This window comes from Bacteroides ihuae, assembly GCF_900104585.1.
Classification (GTDB): Bacteria; Bacteroidota; Bacteroidia; order Bacteroidales; family Bacteroidaceae; genus Bacteroides; species Bacteroides ihuae.
The window spans coordinates 791088-807661 of sequence record NZ_FNVX01000006.1 but is presented as its reverse complement, the minus strand read 5'-3'; the positions used below and the strand labels follow the sequence as shown (position 1 = coordinate 807661).

15 protein-coding genes are annotated in these 16574 nt (G+C 39.4%); 6 read left to right on the top strand and 9 right to left on the bottom strand.

From position 1 onward, the window contains the following. Positions 1-10: 10 nt before the first annotated feature. The 7 genes from BQ5338_RS13995 to BQ5338_RS13965 all read right to left on the bottom strand — a co-directional run bounded on the left by BQ5338_RS13995 (position 11) and on the right by BQ5338_RS13965 (position 7325). Positions 11-1279, bottom strand: coding sequence for a phospho-N-acetylmuramoyl-pentapeptide-transferase (locus BQ5338_RS13995; protein WP_071147427.1), 1269 nt, complete (start codon positions 1277-1279; stop codon positions 11-13). A gap of 57 nt (positions 1280-1336) precedes the next feature. Then, positions 1337-2791, bottom strand: a complete 1455-nt coding sequence (locus tag BQ5338_RS13990) for a UDP-N-acetylmuramoyl-L-alanyl-D-glutamate--2,6-diaminopimelate ligase (RefSeq protein ID WP_071147426.1) — start codon at positions 2789-2791, stop codon at positions 1337-1339. 22 nt (positions 2792-2813) lie between these two features. After that, entirely contained in the window at positions 2814-4913 is a 2100-nt protein-coding gene (locus tag BQ5338_RS13985) for a penicillin-binding protein (RefSeq protein ID WP_071147894.1), read from the bottom strand. Positions 4914-4939: 26 nt separating this feature from the next. Next, positions 4940-5293 (bottom strand): FtsL-like putative cell division protein, encoded by a 354-nt coding sequence (locus BQ5338_RS13980; protein ID WP_071147425.1) that lies wholly within the window; start codon positions 5291-5293, stop codon positions 4940-4942. A gap of 14 nt (positions 5294-5307) precedes the next feature. Further along, positions 5308-6222: a 16S rRNA (cytosine(1402)-N(4))-methyltransferase RsmH gene (rsmH, locus tag BQ5338_RS13975; protein ID WP_071147424.1), complete on the bottom strand. Its 915-nt coding sequence runs from the start codon at positions 6220-6222 to the stop codon at positions 5308-5310. Between the two features lie 6 nt (positions 6223-6228). Then, entirely contained in the window at positions 6229-6687 is a 459-nt protein-coding gene (gene mraZ / locus BQ5338_RS13970; RefSeq protein ID WP_071147423.1) for a division/cell wall cluster transcriptional repressor MraZ, read from the bottom strand. 170 nt (positions 6688-6857) lie between these two features. Then, the gene (locus BQ5338_RS13965) at positions 6858-7325 is read right to left on the bottom strand and encodes an HU family DNA-binding protein (protein ID WP_071147422.1); all 468 of its coding nucleotides are present in this window, start codon (positions 7323-7325) and stop codon (positions 6858-6860) included. 421 nt (positions 7326-7746) lie between these two features. Between BQ5338_RS13965 and BQ5338_RS13960 the strand changes: the two genes are divergently transcribed. Both BQ5338_RS13960 and BQ5338_RS13955 read left to right on the top strand, forming a co-directional pair. Continuing rightward, the gene (locus BQ5338_RS13960) at positions 7747-8568 is read left to right on the top strand and encodes a lyso-glycine lipid O-acyltransferase GlsA (RefSeq protein WP_071147421.1); all 822 of its coding nucleotides are present in this window, start codon (positions 7747-7749) and stop codon (positions 8566-8568) included. 24 nt (positions 8569-8592) lie between these two features. Next, complete coding sequence (locus tag BQ5338_RS13955; RefSeq protein ID WP_071147420.1) at positions 8593-9579, top strand: glycine N(alpha)-acyltransferase GlsB; 987 nt, start codon at positions 8593-8595, stop codon at positions 9577-9579. 4 nt (positions 9580-9583) lie between these two features. Here BQ5338_RS13955 and dgt read toward each other — a convergent pair whose 3' ends face one another. Beyond that, positions 9584-10909, bottom strand: coding sequence for a dGTP triphosphohydrolase (gene dgt, locus BQ5338_RS13950; RefSeq protein WP_071147419.1), 1326 nt, complete (start codon positions 10907-10909; stop codon positions 9584-9586). 104 nt (positions 10910-11013) lie between these two features. Here dgt and dut point away from each other — a divergent pair, with 104 nt between their 5' ends. The 4 genes from dut to BQ5338_RS13930 are packed head-to-tail and all read left to right on the top strand — an operon-like array spanning position 11014 to position 15206. Next, positions 11014-11448, top strand: a complete 435-nt coding sequence (gene dut / locus BQ5338_RS13945; RefSeq protein WP_071147418.1) for a dUTP diphosphatase — start codon at positions 11014-11016, stop codon at positions 11446-11448. A gap of 46 nt (positions 11449-11494) precedes the next feature. Further along, the gene (locus BQ5338_RS13940) at positions 11495-13306 is read left to right on the top strand and encodes a tetratricopeptide repeat protein (RefSeq protein ID WP_078063501.1); all 1812 of its coding nucleotides are present in this window, start codon (positions 11495-11497) and stop codon (positions 13304-13306) included. Next, complete coding sequence (locus BQ5338_RS13935; RefSeq protein ID WP_071147416.1) at positions 13303-13872, top strand: lipoprotein insertase outer membrane protein LolB1; 570 nt, start codon at positions 13303-13305, stop codon at positions 13870-13872. The genes BQ5338_RS13940 and BQ5338_RS13935 overlap by 4 nt, the downstream gene beginning before the upstream one ends. Beyond that, positions 13869-15206, top strand: coding sequence for a murein hydrolase activator EnvC family protein (locus BQ5338_RS13930; protein ID WP_071147415.1), 1338 nt, complete (start codon positions 13869-13871; stop codon positions 15204-15206). The genes BQ5338_RS13935 and BQ5338_RS13930 overlap by 4 nt, the downstream gene beginning before the upstream one ends. Before the next feature lie 163 nt (positions 15207-15369). Here BQ5338_RS13930 and BQ5338_RS13925 read toward each other — a convergent pair whose 3' ends face one another. Beyond that, positions 15370-16437: a M20 family metallo-hydrolase gene (locus tag BQ5338_RS13925; protein WP_071147414.1), complete on the bottom strand. Its 1068-nt coding sequence runs from the start codon at positions 16435-16437 to the stop codon at positions 15370-15372. Positions 16438-16574: the final 137 nt, after the last annotated feature.

Genomic DNA, 16574 nt, shown 5'->3' with positions numbered 1-16574 from the left:
CAGATTAATATTATCTTATTTTTAAAGTAATAATTGTTATAGCAGCCAGTACGATGGTGACGATCCAAAATCGTATAGTTATTTTAGACTCATGAAGCACATTGGTTGGCTTAGTAAACATATACGTACAATTCGGATCAAGTTGAGATGCAGTGGTTCTAAAATGATCGTGTATAGGTGTACGTTTGAATATACGTTGTTTGATCCCTTTTCTTTTACCTAATTTGAAGAAATTCACCTGTAAAATAACGGATAAGTTCTCAACAAGGAAAACGCCACAAAGAATAGGGATAAGTAACTCTTTGTGTATGATAATGGCAAACACCGCTATAATTCCTCCTATGGTTAAGCTACCGGTATCTCCCATGAAGACTTGTGCAGGATAAGCATTGTACCAAAGAAAACCGATGAGAGCCCCTATGAAAGCACATATATAAATAACGAGTTCTTCACTTCCAGGAATATACATTATATTTAGATAACCCGCATACTCTATATGACTTGACACATAGGCCAATATACCTAGTGTAAGCCCTATGATGGCAGAGTTTCCGGCCGCCATGCCGTCCATTCCATCATTGAGATTAGCGCCATTGGATACGGCTGTTACTACAAAGATAGTAACAATTACGAAAAGAATCCACCCTGCAGCTTGTGCATATTCGCCCATAAATGATACTAGATCTGCATAGTCTAAATTATTGCTTTTAAAGAAAGGTATAGTGGTTTGCGTTGACTTTATAATTTTAGTTGCATGTACTACTTCTATGGCATTCCCGGGCTTTTGAACTTCAAAATTTTCTCGAATAACAACGTTAGGACTAAAATAAAGAGTGAGTCCGACTATGAGCCCCAAACCTACTTGTCCAATAATCTTGAATTTACCATGAAGTCCTTCTTTGTCTTTTTTAAATATTTTAATATAGTCGTCTGCAAATCCCAATGAACCTAACCATAATGTAGTGATTAGCATCAGAATCATGTAAATGTTGTGTAGCTTGCCTAATAGCAGACATGGAATTAGAATCGCAACAATAATGATTACCCCACCCATACTAGGAACGCCAACTTTATTCACTCCAAACGGATCTATGTTGGCATCACGTTGAGTTTCAGTAATTTGTTTTCTCTTTAATAGGTTAATGAACCTGTTCCCAAATATGCTTGATATTAGTAGGGCCAAAATAATAGCGATTAATGCGCGGAATGAAATGTAACTAAACATTCCTGCTCCCGGTAGGTTATATTTCTGAAGCCACTGAAATAAATAGTATAACATACGTTATCTTGTTATTGGTTGGTTGTTAATTGATAATCAAAAAGGTTTATTATGGCTCTAGTCATTATCAAAGATCTCTTTTAGAACTTCTTTGTCATCAAAGTGGTGTTTAACTCCCTTTATATCTTGATAGTTTTCGTGTCCTTTACCTGCTACCAAAATAACATCTCCCTTTTGAGCTAGCATACAGGCAGTGCGAATCGCTTCCTTTCTGTCTGCTATTGTGAGCGTTTTCTTACTATCGCTGGCATCTAATCCGGCGGTCATATCGTTGATGATATCTTGTGGTTCTTCAAACCGCGGATTATCAGATGTTATGATAACCCGATCACTACTGCGCGCAGCTTCTTTGGCCATAATGGGGCGTTTACCTTTGTCGCGGTTGCCTCCTGCGCCTACTACAGTGATCACTTTTCCTTTTCCTTCAAGTACCCCATGTATAGCGTTCAGTACATTAATTAGTGCGTCCGGAGTATGGGCATAATCAACAATGGCTGTGTATCCTTTTGGAGAGCGCATCGAATCAAATCTTCCGGCTACAGGATGTAAGGTACTAATTGCAACCAATACGTCTTCTTCTTTTTTACCTAATAATACAGCTGCGCCGAAAACAGCCAGCAGATTTGAGGCGTTAAACTTGCCAATGAATTGCACAGCCAACTCTTTGTTGTTGAAATCAAGTAACATGCCTTCGAAATGTGACTCTAAAACTCGTCCCTTAAAATCGCTCAAACTCCGTAGCGAATAAGTATAAACTTTGGAACGGGTATTTTGTGTCATCACTAATCCGTTCTTGTCATCTAGGTTAGTGATGCTAAAAGCATTTTTCGGCATATCGTCGAAAAACTTCTTTTTTGCTTTTAAATAGTTTTCTACAGTTTTATGATAATCTAAATGATCGCGAGTCAGATTCGTGAAAATTCCTCCGGCAAAGATAAGCCCACTGATACGTTTTTGATCGATTGAATGAGAACTAACCTCCATGAATGCATATTTGCAACCTTCGTCGGCCATGCGTCCTAACAATTTATTAAGTGTGATAGGGTCGGGGGTTGTGTGCTCAGTTGGAACTGCTTCATCATCCACATAATTGCATACGGTTGATATTAATCCGGTTTTATATCCAAAATAGCGGAATGTATCATATAATAAGGTGGCAATGGTTGTTTTTCCATTGGTACCTGTCACTCCTACCAGTTTTAATTTAGAGGTTGGATTGCCATAGAATGTAGTTGCTATTTTCCCTACAGCGTCCTCGCTATCTGCTACTTTAATATAAGTAATTCCTTCTGTTAATTGCTCTGGAAGATTTTCACAAAGCACTGCAATAGCGCCTTTGCTTATAGCTGTAGAGATATATACATGACCATCGGTCTGCGTCCCTTTCATTGCCATAAACAAATGGCCCGTTTCCACGAGTCTGGAATCTAGATTAATTCCTTTTATCTCTAAATCTGTTGTCCCGGTATTCTGTATGACCCGAACTGCTTTTAGTAACTCTTCCAGTTTCATATCTATCTGCTTAATTATATGATCATTTTAAGATGATTGCTATTGCTTGACCTTTGTGGATCTGTGTGCCTTGGGGAACTGATTGGCTGCGTACTTTACCCATGCCAGTTAGGTGAACTTTCAATCCTTTGCTCTCCAATAGATAGACAGCGTCTTTTGCACCCATACCTATTACGCTTGGCACGAAATTACGCATGACGTTGCTTTTTTGCAATACCACTGCTTTTGCACCAGCGTAGGTGTTTCCCCATATCTCTTTCCCTATGCTTGGTGAGTATTGCACTTGTGCCTGAATTTTGAGTTCATCTAGTACCCGCTTTGTTTCATTCATCTCACCAGCTTTCACATCAGGTACTACCACCGCGTTGCTATCGATTGCATTTTTGATATCGAGTACCAAATTTTTAGCGTATACTCTTTCGGCTATTTTTCCAAACACGCTTCCGGCCATTAGGCCACCTGATGCCGGTAGTCCTGATTTTTGTATGGAGACGATACAACTATATTTAGGTTCCTCCGAAGGAAAATATCCACAGAAGCTCACTAAGTAGTTTACCGTCCCGGTTTTATATCCGCCTGTTCCTTGTGATATTTGAGCTGTTCCAGTCTTTCCTGACACATGAAATTGTGGTGAACCGGCAGCCTTACCCAATCCTTCTCCAACGACCAGTCTAAGTATGTCTCTTATCTGCTTCAGTGTACGTGGTGAGCAAATGGATGGATTGATAACCTCTGTTGGAAATTCTTGTATCGTTTCGCCCTTTTTTATTATTGCTTTCACAAATTTAGGGCGTATCATTATTCCATTATTAGCTATTGCATTATAGAAGTTTAGAATATTTATGGGTGGAACTTGTGTCTCGTATCCGATGCTCATCCATGGGAGAGTTGTTTTCGAAAAATAACGCTCTTTGGGTCCCCTTATATTGGGTTTGCCCTCTCCTGAAATTTGCAGGTGCAGTGGTTTGTTTATACCTATTCGCTTTAATCCGTCCACAAATTGTTTTGGGTTGTGCCCGTAGTGTGAGTCGATGATAGAGGAAACACCAATGTTGGAAGAAAACATCAAAATTTGAGGTACGGTCAAATATTGATAGCCACCTCTTCTCCAGTTGTGGTCTTTCATGTCTCGCCCATACATGTTTTTTATACCATTTCCTGTATCTACTCCATCTTCCGGAGTGATCTTTCCATCTTCCAATGCTACCATAATTGAGGCCGTTTTGAAAGTAGAACCAGGTTCTAGCATATCGCTGATTGCATTATTCCTGACTTCCCTATACTCTCCGTCTGCACACTTGGTCATGTTTACAATCGCTTTTACTTCGCCTGTTGCCACCTCCATAAGTACAGCAACTCCTACGTTGGCATTAATCTCTTTCAATTTATCAATCAAAGCTTTCTCACAAATATCTTGCATACCCACATCTATAGTGGTTATGATATCCGCGCCATCTATAGGAGGTATATCTACGATGTTGAGATATTTGTTCATCACTTTTTGGCGATGTGTAACGCCTTCCTTTCCCTTTAATACCGAATCAAAAGCCAATTCTAGGCCACTTTTGGCTCCCTTTGTTATGTCCGGATATAAATCACCCAAGGTTCGTCTAGCCAATGAACCGAAAGGTTTTTTTCTTCGGTTGTATGCTTGTTCGGTAAATCCTCCTTTGTATTTGTTTAAGCGAAATACAGGGAGTTGTTTTGCTTCTTTATATTGGATATAGGATATTCTATTTGGATAAATCAGATAATTTCGGCTTCCTCTTTTTCTTCCTTTTTTCAAATGTGTTTTGAATTCTTCAGAACTTTTGTCAGGGAATATTTTGTGAAGTCCTTCGCAAATCTCGTTCATGTGATTAATCAGCATAGTGTCTTTAGTCTCTCCACCGGCCTTGAAATCCATATAAATTTTATATTCAGGTAGAGAACTGGCCATTAATCGTCCATCGGATGAAATAATATTTCCCCTGTTTGGTTGCACCGCAACATTTTCTTTCACGAATCGGTCCGCTACATCTTGCCAATACTGCCTTTCAGCAAACATGGTTATGCCGGCTTTGATAAGAATTGCTACTCCGACCAGCCCCATGAGGAGGATGACGAAGAAGTACCGGTTCATTATGTTTTTTTTGTTTACGGGCATTTTTAGTCTTTCTTTATTAGATATGGCGGATTTGTCGACGTTTGCAAATTACTCTCTTTCTCCGAAATATACTCTTCTATTCGAGATTGGCGACTACGTTCCATTAGCTCTGAACTGCGAGTCAGAGCATCATATTTGATGTCGGTTAGCTCTTTCTTTAGTTTGTCTATCTCTATCTGTTGCTGTTGACTGGCATATCGGTTGTGTATATAGAAAATCAAAAAGACCATGACTAAAATGATCAGTTTTGTTTGGCGGCGGAAAAAGTCCGTAGCTAATATATCACCTCCCAAAATACTTTTTAAGGAAGTGCCTTTTTTCTTTCTGTCTTTTATTGCTTCTTTCTTCTCTTCCATCGTTTGCTGAAACGTTATTTCTTTTCTGCTATTCTCAGTTTTCCACTGCGTGAACGTGGATTGCGTTCTATTTCTTCTTCATCAGGTACAATGACCTTGTTGTTCACTAGTTTGAAAGGCGTTTGAAGATTGCCGAAGAAATCTTGCTCCGCTTTTCCCTCTATATTGCCCGTCTTCATTATGTTTTTTACCATACGATCTTCGAGCGAATGATAGGTGATGACTACGAGTCTTCCACCTGGCTTTAAGGCTTCAGTTGCAGCAGTGAGCATCTCTTTTAGTGCTTCCATCTCTTGATTTACTTCAATGCGCAATGCTTGAAACACTTTTGCCAATTCTTTTTTCTCTCTCTCTCGACCGAAGAGTGGTTTTATTATTTCCAAAAAGTCTTCGATGGTTTCTATTTTCTTTGTTACGCGAGACTTGACGATAACAGATGCCAGTTTACGGCTATTCTTGAGTTCGCCGTATAAATATAAGATGTTGGCCAGTTTCTCTTCTTCGTATGTGTTGACAATGTCGGCAGCTGTAATGCCTGAACGCTTATTCATTCTCATATCCAGTGAACCGTTAAAGCGAAAAGAAAATCCGCGTTCGCTGTCATCAAAATGATGCGATGATACACCGAGATCGGCTAGTATGGAATCAACTTCTTCTACCTGATGGTAGTGTAAAAAGTTTCGTAGGTAACGAAAATTACTACGCACAAAAATAAAGCGACCATCATTAACGATGTTTCGTTCAGCATCTTCATCTTGGTCAAATCCAAGCAGTTTTCCTTTTTCGCCCAAACGAGAAAGTATCTCCCGTGAGTGTCCACCACCGCCAAAGGTTACGTCTACATAGGTGCCTTCGGGATGTATATTCATTCCGTCTACACTTTCCTTTAACAATACTGGCGTGTGATATATTATCTCTTCATTTCCCATGTTGCATTATGACTCCTTATCATTGTTCATTATTTCCTCCAGAGCCATACCAAAATCTTCAGATGACATAAAGGGCTGCTCTGTTTTTTCTTTTGCCCAGATCTCTATTTTGTTGTCGATGCCAATAAAACGCACGTCGGCTTGAATACCTGCCATCTGGAGGTATCTTTTAGGCAGTAATATGCGTCCGTTACCGTCGGGGGTGATAATCTCAACGTCACTTACGAATTGTCGAAAGACATTTTGATGATTAGGATTCCATTTGTTTAGCTTCAGGCGAAGTTCATTTAATTCTTCGTTCCATACGCTCTCGGGATAAAGCACCAAACAGTTTTGAAATACATCTTTGCGCATAATAAGCCTTTCTTCGGAAGTTAATTGTAGTTGTCTTCTGAATTGAACCGGAATGAAAAGTCTGCCTTTAGCATCCGCTTTTGCTTCAATATTGCCTAAAAAACGTATCATGCACCTTAATTATATAAGAGACGGTAAAAATATACATTTCCCCACAATTCCCCACTACTTTCCACTAAAATCTTTTTATAACTTTTCAACAGTTTGTTAAATCCTTCATTTTATTCATGATCGGTAGTTTATATGAGCATTTCCAGAACGCTTTGATTGTTGATTTATTTCTACTCACTTTCTGGAGCGTCCGATTCATTATTGTTCTTCTTCTTCTTTTTATTGGGTTGAGCAGACCATCCATATCCTAGTTGCATACTGACAAAGTGAGTTGCTTTCACTTTTTTCAAGAAGCTAGGAGACGATTTGAAACAAATGCGTGATATCCATACTTTATTGGCTGTACAGTCTTCGGGCTTTTCTACTCCTTGGCTACTGACAGTAGGGTAGAAGTTGCCTAAACCCTTGATACTTACCGTACGCCCTTCACGTAAGTGAGATGCAATGATGTCTGATAACTGTGTAAGAGCTGACAATGCATCTCCATTCTGCAAGGAGCTTCTTTCTGCGAGTTCATCTGCTATTTGCACACTATCTACAGGTCGCTTTTGCAATGCTTTTGTAGTGGCATAATATAGCTCTTTTGTTTGGTTACTGCTTTTATCTACTTTTTTTCTTACTACGTAATTAATTGGCATGATAGTTTAAGTATTTGATTGTTAGTTTTCTATGTTTTTAAAATCGCTTTTCATCTGTTTTTTAATCCTATTGTAGGTGTTAGAACATCCCCATGTTATATATTAAAACATCCGGGTGTTCTTACGAAAAACATCCCGATGTTATGACTAAAAACATCCGGATGTTCTTGTCTTTTAATTCGTAACAAAGGTAAGGCAAAAATATGATATCAACAAAAAGTACATGTGTCGCTTACCTGTTCCGCATTTGTCTTTTAAAAGAAACTGAAATTTATTCTTGTTGTTACATCTTGGTCCTATTATTCCCGTTGGATATTCTTTTTAGTTGTTTTGGAGACTTTGTCCCTGCTTTTTTTACTAATTTATTGCGATTAATTAAAAAGATGCGTTAATTTTGCGCAATCGTTTTTAATTAGAAAGAATGACTGACGACTCTTTATTCTTAATTGATATTGAAAAAATACTTCGTAAAAAGGCTGCGGGGTATTACAAATACATTCCTGCCTTCTTAATAACCTATCTGAAGAAGATTATTCATCAGGAAGAACTTAATGTCTTTTTGTATGAGTCGCGAGATAAGCTGGGTGTAGATTTTCTGGAAGCATGCGTGGCTTTTTTGGATATGAAGATAGAACTGAAAGGTGAGAAGAATTTACCTAAAGATGGATTATATACTTTTGTCTCAAATCATCCGCTTGGTGGACAAGATGGTGTTGCCTTAGGATACATTTTGGGGCGGCATTATGATGGTAAAGTAAAGTATCTTGTGAATGATTTGCTGATGAACTTACGCGGTTTGGCTCCTCTTTGCATTCCAATAAATAAGACAGGTAAACAGGCTAAAGACTTTCCTTTAATGGTGGAAGCCGGTTTTCGTTCGGAAAATCAATTGATTATGTTTCCAGCCGGTATATGCTCAAGAAGGCAAAAAGGAATTATAAAAGATTTGGAATGGAAGAAGGCTTTTGTGGTTAAAAGCGTACAAGCACGTCGGGATGTTATACCTATTCATTTCAGTGGGCATAATTCAGCTTTCTTTTATAATCTGGCTAATATTTGTCAGATATTAGGTGTCAAGTTTAATATTGCTATGTTGTATCTGGTGGATGAGATGTTTAAAAATCGTCATAAAACATTCACTGTGACCATAGGAAAGCCGATACCTTGGCAGACTTTTGATAAATCGAGAACTCCAGCCCAATGGGCAGAGTATGTGAAAGATATTGTTTATGAATCTAAGTAAATAAAGACACTACTAACGAAGGATATGGAAGAAATTATTGCACCGGTAAGCAAAGAACTACTTAAAGCTGAATTGACGGAAGACAAACGGCTACGCTTGACTAATAAGAGTAATAATCAAATTTATATTATTACTCATCAAGATTCACCGGATACGATGAAAGAGATTGGACGTCTGCGTGAGATTGCTTTTCGAGCAGCTGGTGGAGGGTGTGGTCTTTCAGTGGATATTGATGAGTATGACACCATGGAGAATGCTTACAAGCAATTGATTGTATGGAATCCTGAAGCAGAAGAAATTCTAGGTGGTTATCGCTATATTCGTGGTACTGACGTATGCCTAGACGAAAAAGGGCACCCCATTTTGGCTACCTCTCACATGTTCAATTTTTCTGAGAAGTTCTTGAAAGAATATTTGCCTACTACTATTGAATTGGGACGCTCATTTGTTACGCTCGAATACCAGTCTACCCGCTCAGGCAGCAAAGGATTGTATGCTTTAGATAATTTATGGGATGGCTTGGGAGCTCTTACCGTGGTGATGCCTGAAGTGAAGTATTTTTTTGGTAAAGTAACGATGTATCCGAGTTTTCATCGTCAAGGGCGTGATATGATTCTTTACTTTTTGAAAAAGCATTTTGCAGATAAAGAAGGTCTTATCACTCCGATGAAACCGCTTGAAATTGAGGCTAATGAGCAAGAATTAGCTAATTTGTTCTGCAAAAATGCCTTTAAGGACGATTATAAAATATTGAATACGGAGGTTCGGAAATTAGGTTATAATATACCTCCTTTGGTTAATGCTTATATGGGACTTAGTCCTACCATGAAAATGTTTGGTACGGCAATAAACTACGGTTTTGGAGATGTGGAAGAAACTGGAATATTAATTGCAGTTGATGAGATTTTGGAAGATAAGCGGATGCGCCATATCCAATCATTCATTGAGGATAACCCTCAGGGTTGCGAATTGACTTCCGGAGCAAATCAGGTGTTTTACACTCCTCATTAATCTATTATACTGCAGGAAGGCTGTTTCCGTTTATTTTCCGATATAGATCGAGAGCAAAGACATCCGTCATGCCCGAAACAAAATCCAATACCGCCTGTACTCTTTCGAAGAGTGCGGGCGCTTTTATATTATATTGGTCCGATACGCGATTGATAAGAAGCTTTGAGTAAGCTTTCTCTGGTGATATAACAGCATCAATCATTAATTCGAGCAGGGTGTTGATTACCTTAAAACCAGCAAGCTCAATGTCTAATACATCACGTGAACGATATATCTTATCGACGGAAACGGCTGTGCACTTTCTGTAGGCTAGAGCAGGTATTTCCGAGATATTCTTGATTAGTGGGCCTTCGAATGTTCCGTTAAGGATCTCTTCTTCGTTTTCTACAAATATTCTGGTACATTCTTTAATAAGTAAGCCGATCACAGATGAGCGTAAATAAGCAATTTGCTCGTTTTTATCGCTAACTATCGCAAAGGTCTTACTGATATGTGCTTGCTTGTCTTTATTAAAATAGCCCATGAGTAAGTCTATCGTTTCGTTAGTGGTGAGTATTTTTAGTTTATGTGCATCTTCAATGTCCATCATTTGATAACAGATGTCATCCGCCGCTTCTACGAGGTAGACAAGCGGATAGCGGACATATTTAAGTGGCTGCTCCTTTAGCCGAATAATTCCCAGTTCAGAGGCAATGCGTTGAAAAGCTTCTTCTTCAGAGACAAAGAAGCCAAATTTAGATTTATCTCCTGCTAAGCTCGATGAATAGGGATATTTCACTATAGAAGCTAGCGTTGAATAGGTCATTGCAAATCCCCCTTTGCGCCTTCCTTCAAATTGATGGGTTAGTAGGCGGAAAGCATTTGCATTACCTTCAAAATGGATCAAGTCTTCCCATTCAGCGGTGGAAAATTTATCTCTTAATGCTACCCCTTTACCTTCGGAAAAATAAGTTGAAATAGCTTTTTCACCTGAGTGACCAAAGGGAGGATTCCCTAAATCATGCGCCAAGCAAGCAGCGGAAACAATCGATCCAATTTCTGGAAGAAATGAGTCTTCTAATTCAGGTTTTTTTCGGAGAATTGCTTTGGCGCTATCATTTCCGAGCGAGCGTCCAACGCATGACACTTCGAGACTGTGAGTCAATCGGTTGTGCACAAATATACTTCCCGGCAATGGGAAAACTTGTGTTTTGTTTTGTAAGCGACGAAAAGGAGCAGAGAATACTAGTCGGTCATAGTCTCGCTGAAATTCAGAGCGATTTTCTTGTCTGGCTTCGTGAAATTCTTCCATGCCAAAGCGTTTTGCTGAAATCAATTGTCTCCAATCCATATTGTCGTTATAAATTAATCATTAACCGTTATTAACTGCAAATGTATGAAAAATAGGTCCAAAATGCCTATTTTCGCAAATTAAAAAGTAAACAAGGTTGAGTTATGAATATACAAGTCATTAATAAATCAAAGCATCCTCTCCCCGCATATGCTACTGAGCTGTCAGCCGGAATGGATATACGCGCGAATATATCCGAATCTATTATGTTGGCCCCTTTGCAAAGATGCTTGGTTCCTACCGGTTTGTATATTGCCCTTCCACAGGGTTACGAAGCACAAGTGCGACCTCGCAGCGGTTTGGCCATTAAGAAAGGCGTTACTGTCCTTAATTCGCCCGGAACAATTGACGCTGATTATCGTGGTGAAATTTGTATCATCCTCGTCAATCTGTCGGCCGAACCATTTGTTGTTGAAGATGGCGAACGTATTGCTCAGATGGTAATAGCCCGACATGAGCAGGCAGAATGGCAAGAGGTAAACATCTTAAGTGAAACTGTACGTGGTGTCGGAGGCTTTGGTCATACAGGCAAAGACTGACCCATTGTTGTGCATTGAGGTTACTTAATTATTATATTGTAAAAGAATGATTAATAATAAATTTAGGATAAGAAATCTGCATTGTGATCAAAAGATACTACGATTTTGCAAAGCATTATTGGTTAGTTTGTTTGTATCAGTAGTTCTGTTTAGTTCTTGTTCTTCTTCAAGTAAGATACAGAAGCGTGGTGAATTGATGAGTGCAGTTTCTGATACACTGGCGTTTGATCAACAACGAAAGTACGATTATTTCTTTCTGGAGGCAACCCGTTTCAAATCAAAAGGAGAATATGATTCAGCATTCGATTTATTTAGGCATTGCCTCGACCTGAACCCCAATGCATCTTCAGCACTTTATGAGATATCTCAATTTTATCTGTTCCTTAAGCAAGTAACGCAAGGACAAGATGCTCTTGAAAAAGCTGTGGCGAATGAGCCGGATAACTATTGGTATAGTCAGGCACTGGTCAGCTTGTATCAGCAACAAGAACAAAAAGAAAAAGCTATCTCGTTTCTCGAATCAATGGTCTCTCGTTTTCCTACTCGTAGAGAATCCCTGTTTAGCTTGGTCGATCTCTATAATCAGCAGAAAGACTATGGCAAAGTGATTTTTACACTGGATCGCCTAGAGGATATTCTGGGGAAAAATGAACAGCTTAGTATGGAGAAGTTCCGCATTTACCTCCAGACGGAAGATGATAAGAAAGCCTTTCAGGAGATAGAAAGCTTGGCAAAGGAATATCCGATGGATATGCGATATCTTACTTTATTAGGTGATGTTTATTTGCAGAATGGTAAGAAAAAAGAAGCTTACGACACATATCAAAAAGTATTGGCTGTGGAACCCGACAATGCTATGGCACTTTTCTCATTGGCTTCCTATTATGAGCAAACCGGACAAAAGATGCTATATGAACAACAGCTTGACACGTTATTAATGAATCGCAAAGTTCCGGCTGAAACAAAAGTGAACGTTATGCGAGAATTCATTGTGCAATCTGAGCAAGATGGAAAAGATAGCACGGAAGTAATGGCAATCTTTGAGCGCATGATGCTGCAAGATACTGAAGATTCTCAGATACCGATGCTTTATTCGCAATACCTATTATCAAAAGGGATGGAAAAGAAGTCTATTCCGGTACTTTGGCAAGTGATTCAGATAGATCCTACAAATACGGCCGCTCGAATGATGCTTCTAGGGTCGGCTGTTCGTGCCAACGATTATGAACAAGTTATTAAGCTCTGTGAACCGGGTATTGAAGCTACTCCCGAGTCATTGGAACTTTATTTCTATCTCGGCATAGCTTATTATCAGGCTGACCGATGGGATGATGCTCTGAATGTTTATAAAAAAGCATTGACGCATGTTACGGCTGATAGCAAGAAGGAAGTGGTTTCTGACTTTTATAGCATGATGGGAGACATTTACCATACTAAAAAACAGATCACCGAAGCTTATGCGGCTTATGACTCTGCATTGGTTTATAATCCATCAAATATAGGTGCACTCAATAATTATGCCTATTATCTGTCAGTAGAACACCGTGATTTGGATAAAGCTGAAGAAATGAGTTATAAAACCGTGAAAGCAGAACCCAATAATGCAACCTATTTAGATACGTATGCTTGGATACTTTTCGAGAAAGGTAATTATGCGGAGGCTCGTATTTATATGGATGATGCTATGAAAAATGGCGGGGATAAGAGTGATGTAGTGGTAGAGCATTGTGGTGACATCTATTTTATGACGGGAGATGTGAAAGGAGCCATGGAATATTGGCATAAGGCCCTTGATATGGGGAACAAATCGGAGACATTAAAACAAAAAATAGAAAAGAAAAAATACATAGCTGAATGAAAAGAATAACAAAAGTATTGCCTTTTCTGTTTCTTTGTATGGCATTATTGACGGGTTGTAAAAGTACTCGCACAATTGTTGCACCTGCAGAACCAGATATGCCTCGTTACTTATCTTCAAAAATTCAGCTTACCGTTCCTTACAAAGGAGATAAGGTGACGATGGGCGGGTATATGAAAATGAAGAGTGATGAGCGAATTCAATTATCGGTGCAGTTGCCTATTATAAGGACGGAAGTAGCTAGAATTGAAATCACGCCTGATGAAGTTTTGCTTCTTGATCGCATGAATAAGCGCTTTGTTCGTGCAGAAAAGAGTGAATTGACTCCTTTGCTTCCTAAGGGGAGTAGCTTTGCCAAGCTAGAGAAATTATTATTTGACGCTGCTCTACCTGCAGGTAAATCAACCTTCACCGGTAAAGAGTTAGGGATTTCTTCTTTGAATGAGGCTCGTTTGCAGTTGTATGATTTTTCTGCTTCTGAGATAGAACTTGCGCCTACCGAAGTATCGGCTAAATACACCCAAGTAGAATTAAATGATCTGATAAAACTGTTACTAACTTTATGAAACGTTTCTTTGTTCTGCTAATATTGTTTTTTTGCTCGGTAACTATCTTGTTTGCGCAGTCTAATAAGCTGATAAAAGAATTGGAGAGTAAGCGGGGTAGTTTGCAAAAACAAATTGCAGATACAGAATCATTGCTTAAAAATACGAAGAAGGATGTGGGTAGCCAACTGAATGGTTTGGCTGCGCTTAGTGGACAAATAGATGAACGGAAACGCTATATCTCTTCTATTAATAAAGATGTAGAGGCTATTGGAGAGGAATTATCTTCTTTGGGACGTCAGCTTCGCGGTTTGCAAAAGGATTTAACAGATAAAAAGAAAAAATACGAATCATCCGTTCAATACCTTTATAAAAATAAGTCGATAGAAGAGAAGTTAATGTTTATCTTTTCCGCTGATGATTTAAGCAAAATGTATCGTCGCTTGAGGTACGTTAACGAATATGCTACTTATCAAAGGCTGCAAGGGGAGGAGATTCTTAGAAAGCAGCAGCAAGTCAGTCGTAAAAAGACAGAACTGAGCCAAGTGAAGAGGGCTAAAGAAAATTTGCTGAAAGAGCGTGAGCAAGAAAGAGCGAAATTAGAGTCGCAGGAGAAGCAAAAACGTACGATTGTAGCCAATTTGCAGAAGAAACAAAAAGGATTGCAGAGTGAGATTCAACGTAAACGTCGTGAAGCTAATAATTTAAATGCTCGTATTGATCGATTGATTGCGGAAGAGATAGAGAAGGCTCGCAAGCGTGCTGAAGAGGAAGCGAGACGTGAGGAAGAAGCCCGTCGTAAGGAGGAGGCTCGTCGAAAATCTGAATCCAAATCTGACAGTAAATCCGAAAAAAAGCCTACTTCGACAATAGCTCGTACGAGGAAAAAGGCTAAACCGCTGGAAAGCTATTCTATGAGCAAAGCCGACCGTGAGCTCTCCGGTAATTTCGCAAATAATAGAGGTCGATTGCCAGTCCCTATTTCGGGTTCGTATATTATAGTTAGTCATTATGGCGAGTACGCTGTAGAGGGATTGCGAAATGTGAAGTTAGACAATAAAGGTATTGATATACAAGGGCGTCCCGGTGCTCAGGCACGAGCTATCTTTGAAGGCAAAGTGGCGGCTGTATTTCAACTGAATGGCTTATTTAATATTTTGATTCGCCATGGTGACTATATTTCTGTGTATTGCAACCTCTCTTCTGCCTCTGTAAAACAAGGTGAAACGGTGAGCACAAAACAGAGTATTGGACAGGTCTTCTCAGATTTAAGTGACAATGGTCGTACAGTACTTCATTTTCAGCTACGGCGCGAGAAAGAGAAACTGAATCCTGAACCTTGGATTAATCGCTAGTGGAATCATAAAGCTAGAAACGAAAAGCCTCTCTGTAAATTTTTACAGAGAGGCTTTTTGCATACTAACAAATGTTCTCCCATGCAGGCATTACTATAATATAGTAAGCTTATGAATAAATTCAAGGTGAAAAATCACTTCTAGGCAGAATAGATTTGTGCCATTATAGTATGAAACCATCAAGTAAAGCGGTATAAAGTTCTATTGCCTCTTCCAGTTCCTTTATCATGATATATTCATCTGCAGTGTGAGAACGTGACGAACGTCCGGGGCCCATTTTTACAGATGGGAAAGACATTAACGACTGATCGGAAAGAGTTGGGGAGCCATAGGGTACCTTGCCTAGTTTAACGGCTTTCTTCACGAAAGAGTGATCTATTGCGATGCTCGATGAGTTGAGGCGGAAAGAGCGGGCTTTAGCTTCGCTCAATATATGTCGCTGAATTTCATTAAAAAGCTCTTCGTTGGAATAGAGTTCGTTGCTGCGAACATCTACAACGAAGGTGCATCGGTCGGGTACGACATTGTGTTGAGTCCCTGCATTGATTTGAGTTACACTCATCTTTACTGGACCGAGTAATGGAGATTCTTTCTCAAATCGGTAGTCACGGAACCACTCAATGTCTTTCAGAACTTTGTAAATAGCATTGTCTCCTTCATCGCGGGCGGCGTGCCCAGCCCGGCCGACGGCAACAACATCTAATACCATTAAGCCTTTCTCAGCTATGGCCGGATGCATTTCTGTTGGCTCACCCACTATGGCAAAAGCAATAGGAGGTAATCCTGACAATACACTTTCTATACCGCTCTTCCCTGAGATTTCTTCTTCGCAGGAAGCCAGATAAACCAGATTATAATTTTGCTCTTTGCGACATAAAACCAAGAATATCTGTAGCAATGTGACCAAACTGGCACCCGCGTCATTGCTTCCTAATCCGTATAGCTTACCGTTTTCTTCACGAGGAGTGAAGGGATCTTTACGCCAACCATTAACAGGCTTCACCGTATCGATGTGTGAGTTAAGTAGTATCGTCGGTTTCCCAATGCTAAACATCGGGCTCAGGCACCATACATTATTTCCTTTGCGACCGGTTTCCATGCCTACGGCTTCGATATAATTCTGTAAAAAGTCCGCTGCAACTGCTTCTTCACGACTTATTGAAGGAATACTTATCAAGGATTTTAATAGTCCGATGGCTTCTGCCAATATTTCTGAGTTGTTATTTATCATATTATGAAATATATTAGTTTTGCAAATATAAGCAAAATGTTATGTTGCTTGTGTGTATTGAAATCTAATATTAGGTAATTAATTAAGTTGCTATGGCAACTATTCTCTGTTCTATAAATGGCTAATAGCTTGATTCT

What these genes read in the sequence shown, in the direction of transcription:
- dut (WP_071147418.1), top strand. Translation starts at nt 11,014, where the DNA reads ATGAATATACAAGTCATTAATAAATCAAAGCATCCTCTCCCCGCATAT.
- BQ5338_RS13980 (WP_071147425.1), bottom strand. Translation starts at nt 5,293, where the DNA reads ATGGAAGAGAAGAAAGAAGCAATAAAAGACAGAAAGAAAAAAGGCACT.
- BQ5338_RS13925 (WP_071147414.1), bottom strand. Translation starts at nt 16,437, where the DNA reads ATGATAAATAACAACTCAGAAATATTGGCAGAAGCCATCGGACTATTA.
- BQ5338_RS13995 (WP_071147427.1), bottom strand. Translation starts at nt 1,279, where the DNA reads ATGTTATACTATTTATTTCAGTGGCTTCAGAAATATAACCTACCGGGA.
- mraZ (WP_071147423.1), bottom strand. Translation starts at nt 6,687, where the DNA reads ATGATACGTTTTTTAGGCAATATTGAAGCAAAAGCGGATGCTAAAGGC.
- BQ5338_RS13935 (WP_071147416.1), top strand. Translation starts at nt 13,303, where the DNA reads ATGAAAAGAATAACAAAAGTATTGCCTTTTCTGTTTCTTTGTATGGCA.
- dgt (WP_071147419.1), bottom strand. Translation starts at nt 10,909, where the DNA reads ATGGATTGGAGACAATTGATTTCAGCAAAACGCTTTGGCATGGAAGAA.
- BQ5338_RS13965 (WP_071147422.1), bottom strand. Translation starts at nt 7,325, where the DNA reads ATGCCAATTAATTACGTAGTAAGAAAAAAAGTAGATAAAAGCAGTAAC.
- BQ5338_RS13940 (WP_078063501.1), top strand. Translation starts at nt 11,495, where the DNA reads ATGATTAATAATAAATTTAGGATAAGAAATCTGCATTGTGATCAAAAG.
- BQ5338_RS13990 (WP_071147426.1), bottom strand. Translation starts at nt 2,791, where the DNA reads ATGAAACTGGAAGAGTTACTAAAAGCAGTTCGGGTCATACAGAATACC.
- BQ5338_RS13960 (WP_071147421.1), top strand. Translation starts at nt 7,747, where the DNA reads ATGACTGACGACTCTTTATTCTTAATTGATATTGAAAAAATACTTCGT.
- BQ5338_RS13930 (WP_071147415.1), top strand. Translation starts at nt 13,869, where the DNA reads ATGAAACGTTTCTTTGTTCTGCTAATATTGTTTTTTTGCTCGGTAACT.
- BQ5338_RS13985 (WP_071147894.1), bottom strand. Translation starts at nt 4,913, where the DNA reads ATGAACCGGTACTTCTTCGTCATCCTCCTCATGGGGCTGGTCGGAGTA.
- BQ5338_RS13955 (WP_071147420.1), top strand. Translation starts at nt 8,593, where the DNA reads ATGGAAGAAATTATTGCACCGGTAAGCAAAGAACTACTTAAAGCTGAA.
- rsmH (WP_071147424.1), bottom strand. Translation starts at nt 6,222, where the DNA reads ATGGGAAATGAAGAGATAATATATCACACGCCAGTATTGTTAAAGGAA.